Below are 17,897 nucleotides of genomic sequence, written 5' to 3' on the forward strand. Positions count from 1 at the left end.
TGGAAGGCCAGCCCGCTCACCATGATCGGCCTGATCTTCGGCGTGCTCCTGTCCCTGTTCCCGTTCTACTGGATGATCGTGATCGCCAGCCGGACGAACGACGCGGCCAACTCCTGGCCGCCGCCGTTCCTGCCCGGCGGCAAGCTCGGCGAGAACATCGAGCGGGTGCTCGCCAACAGCGACGCCAACATCGTCAAGGGTCTGATGAACTCGTTCCTGGTCTCCGGGACGATCACCATCGCGACGGTGTTCTTCGGCTCGCTCGCCGGCTTCGCGTTCGCCAAGCTCCGCTTCCGGGGCAAGAACGCGCTGCTGCTGATCATCCTCGCCTCGATGATGGTGCCGATCCAGCTCGGCGTGCTGCCGCTGTACATCCTGATGGCCAAGCTCGACTGGCTGAACACCATGCCGTCGGTGACGGTTCCGTTCCTGATCGGCGGCTTCGGCATCTTCATGATGCGCCAGTACGCAGAACAGGCGGTACCGAACGAGTTGATCGAGGCCGCCCGGGTGGACGGCTGCTCCACCTGGCGGGTGTACTGGCACGTGGTGGCACCCGCGCTGCGTCCGGCCGCCGCCGTGCTGGGGCTGCTGACCTTCATGGAGCAGTGGAACCAGTTCTTCTGGCCGTTCGTGGTGCTGGCGGACCCGTCCAACCCGACCGTCCAGATCTCGCTGCGCAGCCTCAACACCGCCTACTTCGCCGACAACTCGCAGATCTTCGCCGGTACGTTGATCGCGACCCTGCCCCTGTTCATCGTGTTCGTTCTGTTCGGCCGCCAGATCATCGGCGGCATCATGGAAGGCGCCGTCAAGTCGTGAGCAACCCAGCAAGCCCGCCCGCCGTCGGCGTCCTCGACGCCGGTCCGGCCCTCACCTTCCCGCCCGACTTCCTCTGGGGCGCGGCCACGGCCGCGTACCAGATCGAAGGTGCGGCGACGGAGGGCGGCCGTGCCCCGTCGATCTGGGACATCTTCAGCCACACCGAGGGCCGGACGGTGGCCGGGCACACCGGCGACGTGGCGTGCGACCACTACCACCGGATGCCGGACGACGTGCGGCTGATGGCCGACCTGGGCCTGCGGTCGTACCGCTTCTCGGTGAGCTGGCCGCGGGTGCAGCCGGGCGGCACCGGCGGGGTCAACCAGGAGGGCATGGACTTCTACCGCCGGCTGATCGACGAGCTGCTCGGCCACGGCATCGAGCCCTGGCTGACGCTCTACCACTGGGACCTGCCGCAGCCGCTGGAGGACGCGGGCGGCTGGCCGGCCCGGGACACCGCCGCCCGCTTCGCCGAGTACTCGCACCTGGTCGCCGAGGCGCTCGGTGACCGGGTGAAGTACTTCACCACGCTGAACGAGCCGTGGTGCTCGGCGTTCCTCGGTTACGGCTCCGGCGTGCACGCGCCGGGCCGCAGGGACGGCGCGGACGCGGTCCGGGCCGGGCACCACCTGATGCTCGGTCACGGCCTGGCCGTGCAGGCGGTACGGGCGGCCCGCCCGGAGGCGCAGCTCGGCATCACCGTCAACCTGTACCCGGTGACCCCGGCGAGCGGGTCGGCGGCGGACGCCGACGCCGCCCGCCGGATCGACGCGCTGGCGAACCGGTTCTTCCTGGACCCGGTGCTGCGCGGCGCGTACCCGGCGGATCTCGTCGCGGACCTGCGTCAGGTCACCGACATGGGGCACGTGCGCGACGGTGACCTGGCGACCATCTCGACGCCGCTGGACATGGTCGGGGTCAACTACTACAGCCGGCACGTGGTGGCCGCGCCGGTCGAGGGCGCGGAGCCGGAGCCCTACTGGCGGGCGCCGTCCTGCTGGCCGGGCAGCGAGGACGTCCGGTTCGTCACCCGGGGTGTCCCGGTGACGGACATGGACTGGGAGATCGACGCTCCGGGCCTGGTGGAGACGCTGGAGCGGGTCCACCGGGAGTACACCGACCTGCCGCTCTACGTCACCGAGAACGGCTCGGCGTTCGTCGACGAACTCGTCGACGGCCGGGTGGACGACCCGGACCGGCTGGCCTACTTCGCCGCGCACCTGCGCGCGGCGCACGCCGCGATCGAGGCCGGAGTGCCGCTGAAGGGCTACTTCGCCTGGTCGCTGTTGGACAACTTCGAGTGGGCCTGGGGCTACACGAAGCGGTTCGGCATGGTCTATGTCGACTACGACAGCCAGGCCCGGATCGCGAAGTCCAGCGCCAGGTGGTACGCCGACGTGATCCGACGCAACGGCCTGCCCGCACAATAAGCTGGGCCAGCCAGTAACGGGCGGCCCGGCGCCGACGCCTCAATCGGTGCCGGGTCCGCCCGACCGTCGGAGGAGCAACAGACGATGACAACGCAGCGCACCCGCTCGCTCGGGCGTCCGACCCTCGACGCGGTCGCGGCCCGCGCCGGCGTCGGGCGTGGCACGGTCTCCCGCGTGGTCAACGGCTCGCCGCAGGTCAGCCCGGAGGCCCGGGCCGCCGTCCAGCAGGCCATCGCCGAACTGGGGTACGTGCCGAACCGCGCCGCCCGTGCGCTGGTCACCCAGCGGACCGACTCGGTGGCCCTGGTCGTCTCCGAGTCGGGGGAGCGGGTCTTCACCGAGCCGTTCTTCGCGGCCATCGTCCGGGGCGTCAGCTCCGGGCTGGTGGAGACGCCCATGCAGCTCTGGCTGGCCATGGTGCAGTCGCCGATCGAGCGGGAACGGGTCGAGCACCACCTGACCAACCAGCACGTGGACGGCGTACTCCTGCTCTCCCTGCACGACGCCGACCCGCTGCCCACGCTGCTGGAGGAGCGCGGCCTGCCGACCGTGCTCGGCGGCCGGCCGGCTCGGATGCTGCACCCGAACGCGCAGCCGGCCTGGTTCGTCGACATGGACAACGTCGGCGGCGCGCGCCAGGCGGTGGAGCACCTGTTCCGTCAGGGGCGCCGGCGGGTGGCGACCATCGCCGGCCCGCAGGACATGGGCGCCGGCCTGGCCCGGCTCTCCGGCTACCAGGAGGCCGTGCGCGCGTCGGGCGGCCGGGTCGACCCGGGCCTGATCGCGTACGGGGACTTCAGCGAGGGCAGCGGCACCGCCGCCATGCGCCGGCTGCTCGACATCTGCCCGGAACTGGACGCGGTGTTCGTCGCCTCCGACCTGATGGCCTTCGGCGCGCTGCGCGCGTTGCGCGAGGCCGGCCGCCGGGTGCCCGAGGACGTGGCGGTGATCGGCTTCGACGACGCCCCGATCGCGCGCCAGGCCGAGCCGCCGCTGACCACCGTGTTCCAGCCGGTGGAGGAGATGGGCCGGCAGATGGCCCGGCTGCTGGTCTCCCGCATCCGCGGCGAGGAGGTCCCCTCGCCGCACGTGCTGCTGGACACCGAACTCGTCCACCGGGCCTCCGCCTGATCCGTCCGGCGCGGGAGCCGCTCAGGAGTGGCGGCGCAGCTCCCGGCGGGCCAGCGAGGCCCGGTGGACCTCGTCCGGGCCGTCGGCCAGGCGCAGCGTGCGGGCCTGCGCCCACAGCTCGGCCAGCGGGGTGTCCTGGCTGACCCCGGCCCCGCCGTACGCCTGGATGGCCTTGTCGATCACCCACTCGGCCATCAGCGGCGTGGCGATCTTGATGGCCTGGATCTCGGTGTGCGCGCCCTTGTTGCCGACGGTGTCCATCAGCCACGCGGTCTTGAGCACCAGTAGGCGGGCCTGCTCGATCCGGACCCGCGACTCGGCGATCCACTCGCGTACCACGCCCTGCTCGGCCAGCGGGCGGCCGAACGCGACCCGGTCGAGCACACGCCGGCAGAGCAGCTCCAGGGCCCGCTCGGCCATGCCGACCAGGCGCATGCAGTGGTGGATCCGGCCGGGGCCGAGCCGGGCCTGGGCGATGGCGAACCCGGTGCCCTCGTCGCCGACGAGGTTGTCCACCGGCACCCGCACGTCGGTGAAGTCGATCTCGGCGTGCCCGCCGTGCGAGGCGTCGCTGTAGCCGAAGACCCGCATCCCGCGGCGTACCGTCACGCCGGGGGTGTCCCGGGGGACCAGGATCATGCTCTGCTGGCGGTGCCGGTCGGCGTCCGGGTCGGTCTTGCCCATCACGATGAAGATCTCGCAGCGCGGGTCCATCGCCCCGGACGACCACCACTTGCGGCCGTTGATCACGTAGTGGTCGCCGTCGCGGGTGATCCGGGTGGCGATGTTCGTCGCGTCCGAGGACGCCACCTCCGGCTCGGTCATGCAGAACGCGGACCGGATCTCACCGGCGAGCAGCGGCGTGAGCCACTGTTTCCGCTGCGCCTCGGAGCCGAACTCGGCCAGCAGCTCCATGTTGCCGGTGTCCGGCGCGGCGCAGTTGAGCGCCTCGGGCGCCAGGTGCGGGCTGCGGCCGGTCAGCTCGGCCAGCGGCGCGTACTGGAGGTTGGTCAGGCCGGCGCCGTAGCGGGCGTCGGGCAGGAACAGGTTCCACAGTCCGCGCTCCCGCGCCTGTGCCTTCAGCTCCTCCATCACCGGCGGGCGGGCCCACGGGTCGCCGGCCGCGAGCACCTGCTCGTGGTGCACCGGCTCGGCCGGGTACACGCACTCGGTGAGGAACGCCTCCAGCCGCTGACGCAGCTCGACCGTCCGGTCGTCGTACGCGAACTCCATCTAGTTCTCCCTCACCGCGCGCAGCCCGTGTGCCACGAGCGGCGTCACCATGTCGCCGATCCGGTCGAAACCCTCGCCCAGCGTCTGCCCGAGCGTGTGCCGGTAGTGGATGCCCTCGCAGATCACCGCGAGCTTGAAACAGCCGAGTGCCACGTGCCAGTGCAGCGGGCCGACGTCGACGTCGCTGCGCCCGGCGTACCGCTCGATCAGCTCGGCGCCGGTGGGGAAACCGGCGCGCGGCCCGATGCCGTCGGCCACCGGGTTGCCCTCGCCGTGGTCGCTGTCGCCGAGCACGTCCCAGTACGTCAGCAGCAGCCCGAGGTCGGCCAGCGGGTCGCCGAGCGTGGCCATCTCCCAGTCGAGCACGGCCCGCACCGCCACCGGGTCGACGGTGGCGAGGAGGTTGTCCAGCCGGTAGTCGCCGTGCACGATCCGGCCCGCGTTCGCGCCCTCGGGCACGCTTGCGGCCAGCGCGTCGCGCAGCTCGTCGATGCCGGGCAGCGGCCGGCTGCGGGACCGGTCGAGCTGGCCGGCCCACCGGCGTACCTGCCGGGCCAGGTAGCCCTCCGGGCGGCCGAAGTCGGCCAGGCCCACCTCGGCCGGCTCGACCCGGTGCAGGGTGACGAGCGTGTCCATCATCGCCATCGCGAGGTCGCGACGTTGCGCGGAGGTGAGCGCGTCGGTCTGCTCCCGCCGCCGGTAGACCTCGCCCTCGACCTTCGCCATCAGGTAGAACGGCGCGCCGATGACGCTCTCGTCGGCGCAGAGCAGCAGCGCCTCCGGCACCGGTACGCCGGTCGGGGCGAGCGCCGAGATCACCCGGTGCTCCCGCGTCATGTCGTGCGCGGTGGCCAGCACGTGCCCCAGTGGCGGCCGGCGCAGCACCACCTGGCGGTCGCCGGCGCGCAGCAGGTAGGTGAGGTTGGACTTGCCGCCGGCGATCAGCCGCGCCGACAGCGGCCCGCTCAGGTCCGGCCGGTGGACGGCCAGGTGGGCGGCGAGCCGGTCGAGGTCGAGCCCGCGCGGGGCCGGACCGGTCGAGGGCGCGGCGACATCGGCGGCCGGATCGGTCATCCGATTAGTTGATGGCAGCTCAGCTTTGTTGTCAAGGTCGGGTTTTCCCGGCGGGACATGCCCTTGCAACAGGGGCGAAATGGTCAACCGGCAGGCTGGGCCCCAGCCTGCCGGCCGCTCGGCCGGCCCGCCGAGCGGAGGGGATCAGACATGCTGCTGAGAGTTCGGGTGACCCTGCCGGACCGTCCGGGCACGCTCGGCCAGGTGGCCCGGACACTCGGCGTCTCCGGCGCGGACATCGTGCAGGTGGTGGTGCTGGAACGGCTCGGCGGCCGGGCGGTGGACGACTTCACCGTGGTGTGGCCTGGTGCGGCGCGGGTGGAGCGGATGCTCGCCGGGCTGGCCGCGATCCCCGGCGTCCGGGTGGACGGCGTGTGGCGGGCGATCGGCGCGCCCACCACCACCGGCCAGGACGCGGAACTGCTCGCCCAGGTGGCGGCGAACCCGGTCGACGGGGTGGCCACGCTCGTCGACGCGGTGCCCGGGCTGCTCGCCGCGGACTGGGCGGTGGCCGCCGTCGTACCCCTGGACTGGGCCTCGCGCAGCGGCGAGGCCGGCGTCGCCGCGATCGGGCACGCGAGCTGGCGGGCGCCGTCGCCGCCCCGGCTGCCCGAGGTGACCCCGCTGCGGGCACGGGCCATCACCAGCCCGGAGGGGCACCACTACGCGGTCGCGCCGTTCGGCCGGGCCGGCCTGGTGCTGGTGGTCGCCCGCGACCACAGCGAGCCACTGTCGGCGGCCGGGTTCCACTCCACCGAGGTGGACCGGCTCGCCCAGCTCGTCCGCGCCGGCGCGGTGATCCTCGGCGACCGGCTTGACCTGGTCGGCACGCCACCAGTGACCACCGTCACCTGACCGGACGGCCCGCGTCACCCCGGGGCAACGGGCCCGCAACAGGCGGACGGCATGGTCGGTGCTGAGGAAGGGAGACAACCATGACGCTGTGGCGGATCCGAGCCACCGTGGACGACCGGCCGGGCTACCTGTCGGTGCTCACGGCGAGCCTCGCGTTGCGCGGGGTCAACATCCTCAGCGTGCAGGTGCACACCACCGAGGCCGGCGCGGTCGACGACTTCCTGGTGGACGCGCCCGAGCAGGTGACCGAGGCGGAGCTGCGGGCCGCCGTGGAGCGGGGCCGGGGCCGGGACTGCTGGGTCGCGCGCAGCGGGGCGCGCGGGCTGGCCGACGAGCCGACCCGGCTGCTCGGGCTGGCCGGGCGGCTGGTCCGCGACCCGGAGGCGACCGGCGAGGTGCTGCGGACGCTGCTCGGCGCCGATACGGTGACCTGGCGTCCGACATCCGCCACCGGGCCGGGTGGGGTGGGCGGCACCACGATGGTGCTCGCCGACCCGGCCGGCGGCGCACACGAACTGCACCGCCGGGAGCCCAGCTTCACCCCGGCCGAGTACGCCCGCGCGCAGGCCCTGGTCGAGCTGGCGGCGACGCTCGCCCGGCGGGACGCCGACCGGATCACGCTGGTGCTGCCGGACGGCGGTGAGGTGTCGGTGCGGGCCGCGACCGCCGAGGACGTCCCCGGCGTACGCGACCTGCACGCCGCCTGCTCGGCACGCAGCCGGCAGCGGCGCTACCTGAGCGGGGCGGCGGACCCGGCGCCGGCACGGCTGCGCCGGCTGCTGGAGCCGGCCCGGGGCGTGACCCTGCTCGCCACGGCGGGCTCCGGCGGGGCGGCGGAGCCGGTCGTGGCGATGGCGAACCTGCTCGGCGAGGGCGACGAGGCCGAGGTGGCGCTGCTGGTCCGCGACGACTGGCAGCGCCGGGGCCTCGGTTCGGCGCTGCTGCGCCGCCTGGTGGGCCACGCCGACCGGGCCGGGTACGCCGCCGTGCTGCTGCACGTGCAGTCCGAGAACACGCCGATGCTGCGGACGCTGCGCCGGCTGGACCGGCCGGTGGCGATGGAACGCGACGGCGGCGTGCTGACCGCGACGCTGCCGCTGGCCCCACGGCCGGCGGTCGAGCCGGCCGCGCGGGCCGAGGTGACGGTGCCCGCGCAGCGGTCGAGTTGAGCTGACGGCCGACCGGCCGGGCCCCGGAGGTGCGCCGCAACGGCGCGGCACACCCGAGAGGTCCGGACGGGCGGCCGGAACCGGCGCGGTCACGCGCCACAGGGGCCGACCTCCGATACGGAGGACGGTGACACGGCGGGGCTCCCGATGCGGGGGCCCCGCCCGTCTGTCCGCGATCAGGTGGCCGGGTAGCTGCTGTAGTCGGGGAAGTTGCCGTAGAGCCGGCCGTCGCCGCCCACCGTGACCGCCTGTACGAGCAGGTCGCCGCCGACGAACGCGCCCTTCCACGACGCGCCCCGGCCGCCGAACGGCTCGTCCCGGTCGCCCCGGGACCGCGGCTTGTTGATGCCGACCTTGAACGCCTGGAGGTCCACCGCCAGCTTGCCGGCCAGCTCCTCGTCGTCGCACGCGAGCGACGCGACGAGCGCGCCGTTGGAGGCGTTCATCTGGGCCAGCAGCTCGTCGGTGGTGTCCACCACGACGATCGTGTCCACCGGGCCGAACGGCTCGGCGTGCATGAGGCGGGACCGGCCGGGCGGGGCCAGCAGCACGGCCGGGGCGACGTACGCGGACGTGTCCTGCCCGTCCAGGAACGGCGCGCCGTCCAGCTTGCCGCGGTGCAGCGGCACGGCGCCGCCGCGTACCGCCTCGTCGACCTTGCGCCGCAGCTCGTCGGCCTTGGCGGCGCTGATCAGCGGCCCGAAGTCCAGCTCCGGCAGCGGGTCGCCGGCGGACCAGTCGTCACCGACGGCGAGCGGGTGGCCGAACCGGATCGAGCGGACGACCGGCAGGTACATGTCGAGGAACTCGTCGACCAGGTCCCGCTGGACCACGAACCGGGGGTACGCGGTGCAGCGCTGCTTGCCGTACTCGAAGCCCTTGCGCAGGTGTGCGGCGAGGGAGTCCCACTGGGAGAAGTTCCAGATGCCCCAGGCGTTCAGGCCCTCCTGCTCGATGAAGTGCCGCTTGTCGCAGTCGAGCAGCGCGGCGGCGACCTTGCCGCCGTTGGAGCGCCCGCCGACGAACGCCACCGCGCCGATCTCCGGTGCGCGGACGAGCACCTCGGACAGTTCCTCGCCGCTGCCGGACAGCAGCGTGGCGGGGAGCCCGGCGCGGCGCATCAGCGCGTGCGCGACGGTGAGGCAGACCGCGCCGCCCTGCGACGGCGTCTTGGCGATGACCGCGTTGCCGGCCAGCAACTGCACCAGCTCGGCGTGCACCAGCACGCTCATCGGGTAGTTCCAGGAGGCGATGTTGCTGACCGGGCCGGGCAGCGGTTCCCGGCCGTCGGCGAGCATCCGCTCGATCTCCTGCACGTACCAGCGCACGCCGTCCAGCGCGCGGTCCACGTCGGCGCAGGCCAGCCGCCACGGCTTGCCGATCTCCCAGACCAGCAGCAGGGCGAGCAGGTCGCGGTGCGCGGTGAGCGCGTCCAGCGCGTCGGTGACCCGGGCGACGCGCTCGGCCAGCGGGGTCCGCGCCCACTCCCGGTGCGCCGTCGCGGCGTGGGCGACGGCGGCGCGGGCCGTGTCGGCGTCGAGCCGGGCCAGGTGTACGAGGACGGTGTCGTCCACCGGGGTACGCACGGCGGTGGGGGTGCCGAGCGCGCGCCAGCCGCCCTGGACGAGGTTGTGCAGGGTGACGGTTCCGTCGGGGCCGGTGCCGAACGCCTCGGGCGCGGCGGCCACCGCACGGGCGAGCGTGTCGGACCAGGAGGTGCCCTCGGCGAGTCGTAGAGCCATCGCGATCTCCTCAGTGTCGTCCGGGGAGCGGCGGCGTCGATGGCACCGCAGGTGAGGCGACTGTCCCGCGGGGCCGAGCGGCCGGGCAACCGTACGTTCGTATGCCAGGACGGCCGAGCCGTCGCCGGGGCCCTCGCGGATGCGTCCGCCGCCGCGACGATGCCGCTGAGCTGGGACTGAACGCGCTCTATATCGAGATCTATCGATGGTGTGATCCCGCTCCCGATGGTTACCCGTGAGTACGCCCGGGCGTCCCGGATCAGCGTGGTCTTCCCCTGTGATGAACGGCGCATTACATTGTCGGTTGTCCATGGGAGCGCTCCCGAACCTCTCGTGGACACCCACCACCACCGCCACGCGGCAGCCGGAGCCCTGCGAACCCGTCCCCGCTCCGGCTGCCGCCCGGCGCCAGCCACAGGAGCTCGCCATGCCCCGTCCGATTCCGCCACCGGGAGGCCGGTCCCGGCTCCGTCGGCTGTTCGCCACCGGCGCCGCGCTGGCCGTCGGCCTGGCCACCGCCGTCGCCGCCCCGCCACCCGCGTCCGCCTCCGCCGCGCAGGCCGCACCCGCGTTCAACTACGCCGAGGCGTTGCAGAAGTCGCTGTTCTTCTACGAGGCGCAGCAGTCGGGCCGCAAGCCCTCCTGGAACCGGGTCTCCTGGCGGGGCGACTCGGCGCTCACCGACGGCGCCGACGTGGGCGTCGACCTCACCGGCGGCTGGTACGACGCCGGCGACCACGTGAAGTTCGGCTTCCCGATGGCGTTCAGCGCCACCATGCTGGCGTGGGGCGCGGTCGAGTACCGCGACGGGTACGCCGCCTCCGGCCAGCTCACCCACCTGCTCGACAACCTGCGTTTCGTCAACGACTACTTCGTCAAGGCGCACCCCGCCCCGAACGTCCTCTACGGACAGGTCGGCAAGGGCGACGACGACCACAAGTGGTGGGGCCCGGCCGAGGTGATGCCGATGGCGCGGCCCGCGTACAAGATCGACGCGAGCTGTGGCGGCGCGGACCTGGCGGGGGAGACGGCGGCCGCGATGGCCGCCTCGTCCATGGTCTTCCGGTCCACCGACGCGGCCTACGCGGACAAGCTGCTCGGCCACGCCAAGCAGCTCTACACGTTCGCCGACAACGTGCGGAAGAGCTACCACGAGTGCATCACCGACGCGACGAGCTTCTACAAGTCGTGGAGCGGTTACCAGGACGAACTGGTCTGGGGCGCGATCTGGCTCTACCGGGCCACCGGCGACGCCACCTACCTGGCCAAGGCGGAGAGCGAGTACGACAAGCTCGGCACCGAGCCGCAGTCCACCACCCGCTCCTACAAGTGGACCATCGCCTGGGACAACAAGCAGTTCGGCGCGTACGTGCTGCTGGCGAACCTGACCGGCAAGCAGAAGTACGTCGACGACGCCAACCGGTGGCTGGACTACTGGACGGTGGGCGTCAACGGGCAGCGGGTGCCGTACTCACCCGGCGGGATGGCGGTGCTCGACTCGTGGGGCGCGCTGCGGTACGCCTCCAACACCGCGTTCGCCGCGCTGGTCTACAGCGACAAGACCACCGACACCACGCGCAAGGCGCGCTATCACGACTTCGCCGTCCGGCAGATCAACTACGCGCTCGGCGACAACCCGCGCAACTCCAGCTACCAGATCGGCTACGGCGCGAACTCGCCGCGCAACCCGCACCACCGCACCGCGCACGGCTCCTGGTGGGACAGCCAGACCGTACCCACCGAGACCCGGCACGTGCTCTACGGCGCGCTCGTCGGCGGCCCGTCCTCGGCGAACGACGCGTACACCGACAGCCGGTCGGACTACGTGATGAACGAGGTCGCGACCGACTACAACGCCGGCTTCACCTCCGCGCTGGCCCGGCTCGCCAACGAGTACGGCGGCAGCCCGCTCGCCGGCTTCCCGGTCGCCGAGACGCCCGACCTGGACGAGCTGACGGTGGAGACCACTGTGATGCAGGCCGAGCCGCGCGCCACCGGGCTCAAGGCGATCGTCTACAACAAGTCCGCGTTCCCGGCCCGCGCGCTGACCACCGGTAAGTTCCGGTACTTCTTCCGGCCCGACGGCACCGGACCGGTGACCGTCACGCCCGGCTACACCCAGGGCTGCCCGTCCCCGTCGACGGCGAAGCAGTTCTCCGGCGACATCTGGTACGTCGAGGTCGACTGCACCGGCTACACCATCGCGCCGGCCGGCCAGTCGCAGCACCGGATGGAGGTGCAGTTCAAGATCGGGGTGCCGGAGGGCGGCACCTGGGATCCGACGAACGACCCGTCGTACCAGGCCACGGCCGGGCCGAACCGTAAGGTGCCGCTCTACTCCGGCGGCGTACGCGTCTGGGGCGAGGAGCCCGGACCGGCCACCCCGGACACCACCGCGCCGACGGTGCCCGGCACGCCCGTCGCGTCCGCCGTCACGTCGAGCGGGCTCACGCTGACCTGGGCCGCGTCCACCGACACCGGCGGCAGCGGCCTGGCCGGCTACGAGATCACCCAGTCGCAGACCGGCAGTGACGCGCTGGTGCTGCGCACCGCCACCACCAACACGCTCGCGGTGACCGGGCTGGCGCCGGAGCGGACGTACCAGTTCACCGTGCGGGCGCTCGACGGCGCCGGCAACCGGTCCGCGTCGTCGTCGGCGGTCAGCGTCACCACGCCGGCCGGCCCGGCGCCGGACACCACCCCGCCGACCGCACCCGGCACGCCCACCGCCTCGGCGGTCGGCGCCACCGGCCTGACGCTGACCTGGGGCCCGTCCACCGACGCGGTGGGCGTCACCGGCTACCGCGTCTACCGGGGCGGGAACGTCCTGGTCGGCTCGTCCACCGGCACCACGCTGGCGGTGACCGGGCTGACCGCCTCCACCACGTACACCTTCACGGTGGTGGCGGTGGACGCGGCCGGAAACGTCTCACCGGCGTCGCCCGGCGTCACTGTCACCACCACGGCCCCGCCTGCCGGCGGTGCCTGCGCGGTGACCTGGACGGCGAACTCCTGGGACACCGGGTTCACCGCGAACGTCACCGTCGCCAACACCGGTACCACGGCGATCAACGGCTGGACGCTGGCGTTCACCTTCGGCAACGCCGGGCAGAAGGTCGGGCAGGCCTGGTCGGCGAACGTGACCCAGACCGGCACGGCGGTGACCGCATCGAACCTGTCCTACAACGGGACGCTGGCACCGGGGGCGTCGACGAGCTTCGGCTTCAACGGCACCCACACCGGTGCCAACCCGAGGCCCACCGCCTTCACGCTGAACGGCTCCGCCTGCACCGTCTCCTGACCGTCGAGGCGGCGTGGCGTGGCCGGTGCCGCACCCCGGGTGACCGGTCACGCCACGCCACGCCCCGCGCGGCCAAAAACGTTCCGAAACTTTTCCGAAACACCATTGTCCCCGCCGATGCGCGATGGAAGCATCGACGGAGCTAGATCCCCTATCGAGACGTCCAGTCGTCCCGCCCCGACGGCCTGGGTGTTGGCCAGTAAGGAGGCCAAGATGGCAATGAGCCCATCAGTTCATCGCGGCGGGAGTCGGCGACGGCGATCGCCCGCGGTCAGAGCGTTGCTCGCCGGCGCGGTCAGCGCCGTGACGGTGGCCGCCGTCGCGGTGATGATGCCGTCGGCGAACGCCGCCGCGAGCACGCTGGGCGCGGCCGCCGCGCAGTCGGGCCGGTACTTCGGCACGGCGATCGCGGCGGGCCGGCTCGGTGACTCGACGTACAGCACCATCGCCGGGCGCGAGTTCAACATGATCACCGCCGAGAACGAGATGAAGCCGGACGCGACGCAGCCCCAGCGGGGGCAGTTCAACTTCAACTCCGGTGACCAGATCTACAACTGGGCGACCCAGCGCGGCCTGAAGGTCCGCGGCCACACGCTGGCGTGGCACGCGCAGCAGCCGGGCTGGATGCAGAGTCTGAGCGGCAGCAACCTGCGTCAGGCGATGATCGACCACATCAACGGCGTGATGGCCCACTACCGGGGCAAGCTCGCCGCGTGGGACGTGGTGAACGAGGCGTTCAACGAGGACGGCAGCCGCCGCAGCTCCAACCTCCAGGGCACCGGCAACGACTGGATCGAGGTCGCGTTCCGCACCGCGCGGGCGGCCGACCCGTCGACCAAGCTCTGCTACAACGACTACAACATCGAGAACTGGTCGTACGGCAAGACGCAGGGCGTCTACAACATGATCCGGGACTTCAAGTCGCGCGGCGTCCCGATCGACTGCGTCGGGTTGCAGACCCACTTCACCGGCGGCAGCTCGCTGCCGAGCAACTTCCAGACCACGCTGTCCAGCTTCGCGGCGCTCGGCGTGGACGTGGCGCTGACCGAGGCGGACGTCACCAATGCCTCGACCAGCCAGTACGCCGGGCTGACCCAGGCGTGCCTGAACGTCCCGCGCTGCATCGGCATCACCGTGTGGGGCGTGCGCGACAGCGACTCGTGGCGCTCGAACGAGAACCCGCTGCTGTTCGACGGCGGCGGCAACAAGAAGGCCGCGTACAACTCGGTCCTCAACGCGCTCAACGCGGCCACCCCGACCTCGGGGCCGACCACGACCCCGACCACGGGACCGCCGCCGAGCGGCGGCGCCGGCCAGATCATCGGAGCGCAGTCGGGCCGGTGCGTCGACGTACCGAACGCCACCCAGACCAACGGCACCCGCGTCCAGCTCTGGGACTGCAACAGTCAGTCGAACCAGCAGTGGACGTACACCGCCAACAAGCAGTTGATGGTCTACGGCAGCAAGTGCCTCGACGCGAACGGCGCGGCCACCGCGAACGGCACCGGAATCATCATCTGGGACTGCAACGGCCAGTCGAACCAGCAGTGGAACATCAACTCCAACGGCACCATCAGCGGTGTGCAGTCCGGCCGCTGCCTGGACGTCTGGGGCACCGCCAACGGCCAGCAGATCCAGCTGTACGACTGCCACGGGCAGACCAACCAGCAGTGGCGGACCAACTTCGGTGGCGGCACCACGCCGCCCCCGACCACGCCGCCCCCGACCACGACGCCCCCGCCGGGCGGCTGCTCGCTCCCGTCGACCTACCGGTGGTCGTCGACCGGCGCGCTGGCCAACCCGCAGAACGGCTGGGTCTCGCTCAAGGACTTCACCAACGTGGTCTACAACGGCAAGCACCTGGTCTACGGGTCGTACGTCAACAGCAGCGGCCAGTACAGCTCGATGAACTTCAGCCCGTTCACGAACTGGTCCGACATGGCCTCGGCCGGGCAGAACGGAATGAGCCAGGGCACCGTGGCGCCCACGCTGCTGTACTTCGCGCCGAAGAACATCTGGGTGCTGGCGTACCAGTGGGGACCGACCTCGTTCAGCTACAAGACGTCGAGCGACCCGACGAACGCCAACGGCTGGTCCTCGGCGCAGACGCTGTCCACCGCCACCCTGCCCGACGCCCCGTACGGCGTCATCGACCAGACCCTGATCGGTGACGACCAGAACATGTACCTGTTCTTCGCCGGGGACAACGGCAAGATCTACCGGTCGAGCATGCCGCTCGGGAACTTCCCGGGCAGCTTCGGCTCGAGCTACACGACGATCATGACCGACTCGACGAACAACCTGTTCGAGGGCGTCGAGGTCTACAAGGTGGCGGGCCAGAACCAGTACCTCATGATCGTCGAGGCGATCGGAAGCCAGGGACGCTACTTCCGGTCCTTCACGTCCAACAGCCTCGGCGGCTCGTGGACCCCGCAGGCCGCCACGGAGAGCAACCCCTTCGCGGGCAAGGCCAACAGCGGCGCGACGTGGACCAACGACATCAGCCACGGTGACCTGGTCCGCACCAACCCCGACCAGACCAAGACCGTCGACGCCTGCAACCTGCAGCTCCTGTACCAGGGCAAGAACCCCAGTGCGGGAGGCGACTACAACCTGCTGCCGTGGCGGCCGGGTGTGCTGACCCTCCAGCGCTGACCGTCACACAGTTACCGGAAAGCGTGCCCGGCACCCGCGTGGTGCCGGGCACGCTTCCCGGTAGGGCCGGCCCGGCCGGCGGGCGGACGGCGGCGAGCCGGGGCAAGCTGGGGCGGTGGAGCGCGAGCTGCTGACCGTCGGACACGGGGCCGCCCGCCGCGACCAGCTCGGGGACCTGCTGGCCGGCGCGGCTGTCGCCCTGGTCGTCGACGTGCGCCGCTACCCGGCCAGCCGGACCAACCCGGACGTCCGCCGCGAGGCGATGGAACGCTGGCTGCCCGAACGAGGCATCGGCTACCGCTGGGAGCCGCGCCTCGGCGGCCGCCGGCACGTCCCCGCCGGTGAGCCGGAACCGGACACCTGGTGGACGGTCGCGGCCTTCCGGGCGTACGCCGCGTACACCCGCACTCCCGACTTCGACGCCGCACTGGACGAGGTGCTGGCCGACGCCGCGCTGCGGAGAACCGCTGTGGTGTGCAGCGAGAGCGTCTGGTGGCGCTGCCACCGGCGGCTGATCGCCGACGTCGCCGTGCTCGGCCGAGGCGTGCCGGTGTCGCACCTCATGCCGGACGGCCGGCTCAGCCCGCACCGGCCCGCCGAGGGCGCCCGCCGGCTGCCCGACGGGCACCTGCTCTGGGCCGGCTGACTCAGCCCGCCAGATCCTCGGCGAGCAGGTCCATCAGCAGCGCGTCGTGCCAGCGCCCGTCCGGCCCGCGCTCGTAGCGGCGCATGATGCCCACCGGGCGGAAACCCACCTTCGCGTACGCGCGGATCGCCGCCGTGTTCGCCGCCGCCGGGTCGATGGTGAACCGGTGGTGGCCGTACTCGTCGATCAGGTGCCGGACCAGCGTGCGGATCGCGTCGCCGCCCAGCCCCGAGCCGCGTACCGCCGGGTCGAGGAAGACGTCGAGGCTGGCGTGGCGGTAGTCCGGGTCGGTCTCGGCGTACCACTGGATCGCGCCGACCAGCCTGCCGTCGTGCTCGACGACGTAGACGGTCACCGAGTCGTCGGCCAGGTCGGCGCGCACCGAAGCGGCCAGGTCGTCGCCGCCGCGCCACCAGCGGCGCACCTCGGGGGTGGCCCGGATCGCGGCCAGGGCGGGCACGTCGGCGTCGGTCACCGGTCGCAGCGTCACCGCCCGCCCCCGCAGCACGCCTCAGCCCCGCCGCTCGCCGTGCTCGACGCAGACCGCCGACCAGCCCGTCGGTACGACCTGCACCTTCATCCGCCGCCGGCAGGACGCGCACCAGCGCGGTGGCTCCCACGCCCGGGCCGCCTCACACGCCGGGTGCGGCCCGGCCGCCACCGACTCGCCGCACCTGTCGCACCAGAGCGCGGCGGGGAGGGCCGCCGTGGCGGGGGAGGATTCGGTCACCGCTGCCTCACAGGGTCGCCGAGAGCGCCTTCACCGGCATCTTCAGGTCTTCCAGCAGCTTCAGGTCGGCCGTCGCCGGCCGGCCCAGCGTGGTCAGGTAGTTGCCGACGATCACCGCGTTGATGCCGCCGAGTAGACCGTCACGGGTGCCCAGGTCACCGAGGGTGAGTTCGCGGCCGCCCGCGTACCGCAGGATGGTGCGCGGCATGGCCAGCCGGAACGCGGCGATGGCGCGCAGCGCGTCCTTGCCCTCCACCACCGGGCGGTCGCCGAGCGGCGTGCCGGGGCGCGGGTTGAGGAAGTTCAGCGGCACCTCGTGCGGGTCCAGCTCGGCGAGCTGGGCGGCGAACTCGGCGCGCTGCTCGACCGTCTCGCCGAGCCCGAGGATGCCACCGCAGCAGACCTCCATGCCGGACTCGCGGACCATCCGCAGGGTCTCCCAGCGCTCCTCCCAGGAGTGCGTGGTGACCACGTTCGGGAAGTAGGAGCGGCAGGTCTCCAGGTTGTGGTTGTAGCGGTGCACGCCCATCTCGACCAGCTCGTCGACCTGCTCCTTGGTGAGCATGCCGAGCGAGGCGGCGACCTGGATGTCGACAGCGGCGCGGATGGCGGCGACGCCCTCGCGCATCTGCTTCATCAGCCGGGCGTCCGGGCCGCGCACGGCGGCGACGATGCAGAACTCGGTCGCCCCGGTCGCGGCGGTCTGCTTCGCGGCCTCGACCAGCGCCGGGATGTCCAGCCAGACCGAGCGCACCGGCGAGGTGAACAGGCCGGACTGCGAGCAGAAGTGGCAGTCCTCCGGGCAGCCGCCGGTCTTCAGCGAGATGATGCCCTCGACCTCGACCTCCGGGCCGCACCAGCGCATCCGGACCTCGTGGGCGAGCTGGAGCGCGGCGGGCAGGTGCTCGTCGGGAAGGTTCAGCACCGCGAGGACACCGGCCTCGTCGAGGCCGACGCCGTTGCCCAGCACCCGCTCCCGGGCCTGGTCGAGGATCTCTGGCATGGCTCGTAACCTAACAGGCCACCGTGAGCGCGGGAAACCACCGCCGCAGGCCCTCCGGCGAGCCGGGACCGCGCCACGCCGGGGCCCTCGGCGCGGGTGGTAACTT

At 72.4% G+C, this 17,897-nt stretch carries 14 protein-coding genes; 8 read left to right on the plus strand and 6 right to left on the minus strand.

Features of this window, described 5'->3' with window-relative positions:
• Window positions 1-21 precede the first annotated feature (21 nt).
• From GA0070562_RS12595 to GA0070562_RS12605, 3 genes are all read left to right on the plus strand, one after another.
• The gene (locus GA0070562_RS12595; protein WP_217493425.1) at window positions 22-822 is read left to right on the plus strand and encodes a carbohydrate ABC transporter permease; all 801 of its coding nucleotides are present in this window, start codon (window positions 22-24) and stop codon (window positions 820-822) included.
• Window positions 819-2,252: a GH1 family beta-glucosidase gene (locus GA0070562_RS12600; RefSeq protein ID WP_091420095.1), complete on the plus strand. Its 1,434-nt coding sequence runs from the start codon at window positions 819-821 to the stop codon at window positions 2,250-2,252. Before GA0070562_RS12595 ends, GA0070562_RS12600 begins: the two co-directional genes overlap by 4 nt.
• 84 nt (window positions 2,253-2,336) lie before the next feature.
• Entirely contained in the window at window positions 2,337-3,383 is a 1,047-nt protein-coding gene (locus GA0070562_RS12605; protein WP_091420098.1) for a LacI family DNA-binding transcriptional regulator, read from the plus strand.
• A 21-nt stretch (window positions 3,384-3,404) separates the two neighbouring features.
• Here the strand turns inward: GA0070562_RS12605 and GA0070562_RS12610 are convergent, their stop codons facing one another.
• Together GA0070562_RS12610 and GA0070562_RS12615 are read right to left on the minus strand one after the other, a co-directional pair.
• Window positions 3,405-4,616 (minus strand): acyl-CoA dehydrogenase family protein, encoded by a 1,212-nt coding sequence (locus GA0070562_RS12610; RefSeq protein WP_091420100.1) that lies wholly within the window; start codon window positions 4,614-4,616, stop codon window positions 3,405-3,407.
• Window positions 4,617-5,690 carry a phosphotransferase family protein gene (locus GA0070562_RS12615; RefSeq protein WP_091420103.1) on the minus strand — a complete coding sequence of 358 codons (1,074 nt, stop codon included), beginning with the start codon at window positions 5,688-5,690 and terminating at the stop codon, window positions 4,617-4,619.
• Between the two features lie 150 nt (window positions 5,691-5,840).
• On the opposite strand from GA0070562_RS12615, the gene GA0070562_RS12620 reads away from it, so the two are divergent.
• Both GA0070562_RS12620 and GA0070562_RS12625 read left to right on the plus strand, forming a co-directional pair.
• On the plus strand, window positions 5,841-6,545 hold the full coding sequence (locus tag GA0070562_RS12620) for an ACT domain-containing protein (RefSeq protein ID WP_091420105.1): 705 nt from the start codon (window positions 5,841-5,843) through the stop codon (window positions 6,543-6,545).
• An 80-nt stretch (window positions 6,546-6,625) separates the two neighbouring features.
• On the plus strand, window positions 6,626-7,714 hold the full coding sequence (locus GA0070562_RS12625) for a GNAT family N-acetyltransferase (protein ID WP_091420107.1): 1,089 nt from the start codon (window positions 6,626-6,628) through the stop codon (window positions 7,712-7,714).
• A gap of 176 nt (window positions 7,715-7,890) precedes the next feature.
• Here GA0070562_RS12625 and GA0070562_RS12630 read toward each other — a convergent pair whose 3' ends face one another.
• Entirely contained in the window at window positions 7,891-9,456 is a 1,566-nt protein-coding gene (locus GA0070562_RS12630; RefSeq protein WP_091420110.1) for an aldehyde dehydrogenase family protein, read from the minus strand.
• A gap of 427 nt (window positions 9,457-9,883) precedes the next feature.
• Here GA0070562_RS12630 and GA0070562_RS12635 point away from each other — a divergent pair, with 427 nt between their 5' ends.
• From GA0070562_RS12635 to GA0070562_RS12645, 3 genes are all read left to right on the plus strand, one after another.
• Complete coding sequence (locus tag GA0070562_RS12635) at window positions 9,884-12,757, plus strand: glycoside hydrolase family 9 protein (protein WP_091420112.1); 2,874 nt, start codon at window positions 9,884-9,886, stop codon at window positions 12,755-12,757.
• Between the two features lie 213 nt (window positions 12,758-12,970).
• Window positions 12,971-15,412, plus strand: coding sequence for a non-reducing end alpha-L-arabinofuranosidase family hydrolase (locus tag GA0070562_RS12640; RefSeq protein ID WP_091420115.1), 2,442 nt, complete (start codon window positions 12,971-12,973; stop codon window positions 15,410-15,412).
• 115 nt (window positions 15,413-15,527) lie between these two features.
• Window positions 15,528-16,058 (plus strand): DUF488 domain-containing protein, encoded by a 531-nt coding sequence (locus GA0070562_RS12645; RefSeq protein WP_091420117.1) that lies wholly within the window; start codon window positions 15,528-15,530, stop codon window positions 16,056-16,058.
• A gap of 1 nt (window position 16,059) precedes the next feature.
• Here GA0070562_RS12645 and GA0070562_RS12650 read toward each other — a convergent pair whose 3' ends face one another.
• From GA0070562_RS12650 to bioB, 3 genes are read right to left on the minus strand one after another with little or no spacing between them, the layout of a single operon-like run.
• Window positions 16,060-16,566 carry a GNAT family N-acetyltransferase gene (locus tag GA0070562_RS12650; protein WP_091420120.1) on the minus strand — a complete coding sequence of 169 codons (507 nt, stop codon included), beginning with the start codon at window positions 16,564-16,566 and terminating at the stop codon, window positions 16,060-16,062.
• Between the two features lie 3 nt (window positions 16,567-16,569).
• Window positions 16,570-16,788 (minus strand): biotin synthase auxiliary protein BsaP, encoded by a 219-nt coding sequence (gene bsaP / locus GA0070562_RS12655; RefSeq protein ID WP_091420122.1) that lies wholly within the window; start codon window positions 16,786-16,788, stop codon window positions 16,570-16,572.
• A gap of 7 nt (window positions 16,789-16,795) precedes the next feature.
• Entirely contained in the window at window positions 16,796-17,791 is a 996-nt protein-coding gene (gene bioB / locus GA0070562_RS12660) for a biotin synthase BioB (RefSeq protein ID WP_091420125.1), read from the minus strand.
• Window positions 17,792-17,897 lie beyond the last annotated feature (106 nt).

It is taken from the genome of Micromonospora tulbaghiae (assembly GCF_900091605.1).
In the GTDB taxonomy this organism is placed as follows: Bacteria; Actinomycetota; Actinomycetes; order Mycobacteriales; family Micromonosporaceae; genus Micromonospora; species Micromonospora tulbaghiae.

Excerpts from the sequence above, each read along its gene's own strand:
- GA0070562_RS12595 (WP_217493425.1), top strand. The coding sequence starts at position 22 with ATGATCGGCCTGATCTTCGGCGTGCTCCTGTCCCTGTTCCCGTTCTAC.
- GA0070562_RS12605 (WP_091420098.1), top strand. The coding sequence starts at position 2,337 with ATGACAACGCAGCGCACCCGCTCGCTCGGGCGTCCGACCCTCGACGCG.
- GA0070562_RS12610 (WP_091420100.1), bottom strand. The coding sequence starts at position 4,616 with ATGGAGTTCGCGTACGACGACCGGACGGTCGAGCTGCGTCAGCGGCTG.
- GA0070562_RS12615 (WP_091420103.1), bottom strand. The coding sequence starts at position 5,690 with ATGACCGATCCGGCCGCCGATGTCGCCGCGCCCTCGACCGGTCCGGCC.
- GA0070562_RS12620 (WP_091420105.1), top strand. The coding sequence starts at position 5,841 with ATGCTGCTGAGAGTTCGGGTGACCCTGCCGGACCGTCCGGGCACGCTC.
- GA0070562_RS12625 (WP_091420107.1), top strand. The coding sequence starts at position 6,626 with ATGACGCTGTGGCGGATCCGAGCCACCGTGGACGACCGGCCGGGCTAC.
- GA0070562_RS12630 (WP_091420110.1), bottom strand. The coding sequence starts at position 9,456 with ATGGCTCTACGACTCGCCGAGGGCACCTCCTGGTCCGACACGCTCGCC.
- GA0070562_RS12635 (WP_091420112.1), top strand. The coding sequence starts at position 9,884 with ATGCCCCGTCCGATTCCGCCACCGGGAGGCCGGTCCCGGCTCCGTCGG.
- GA0070562_RS12640 (WP_091420115.1), top strand. The coding sequence starts at position 12,971 with ATGGCAATGAGCCCATCAGTTCATCGCGGCGGGAGTCGGCGACGGCGA.
- bioB (WP_091420125.1), bottom strand. The coding sequence starts at position 17,791 with ATGCCAGAGATCCTCGACCAGGCCCGGGAGCGGGTGCTGGGCAACGGC.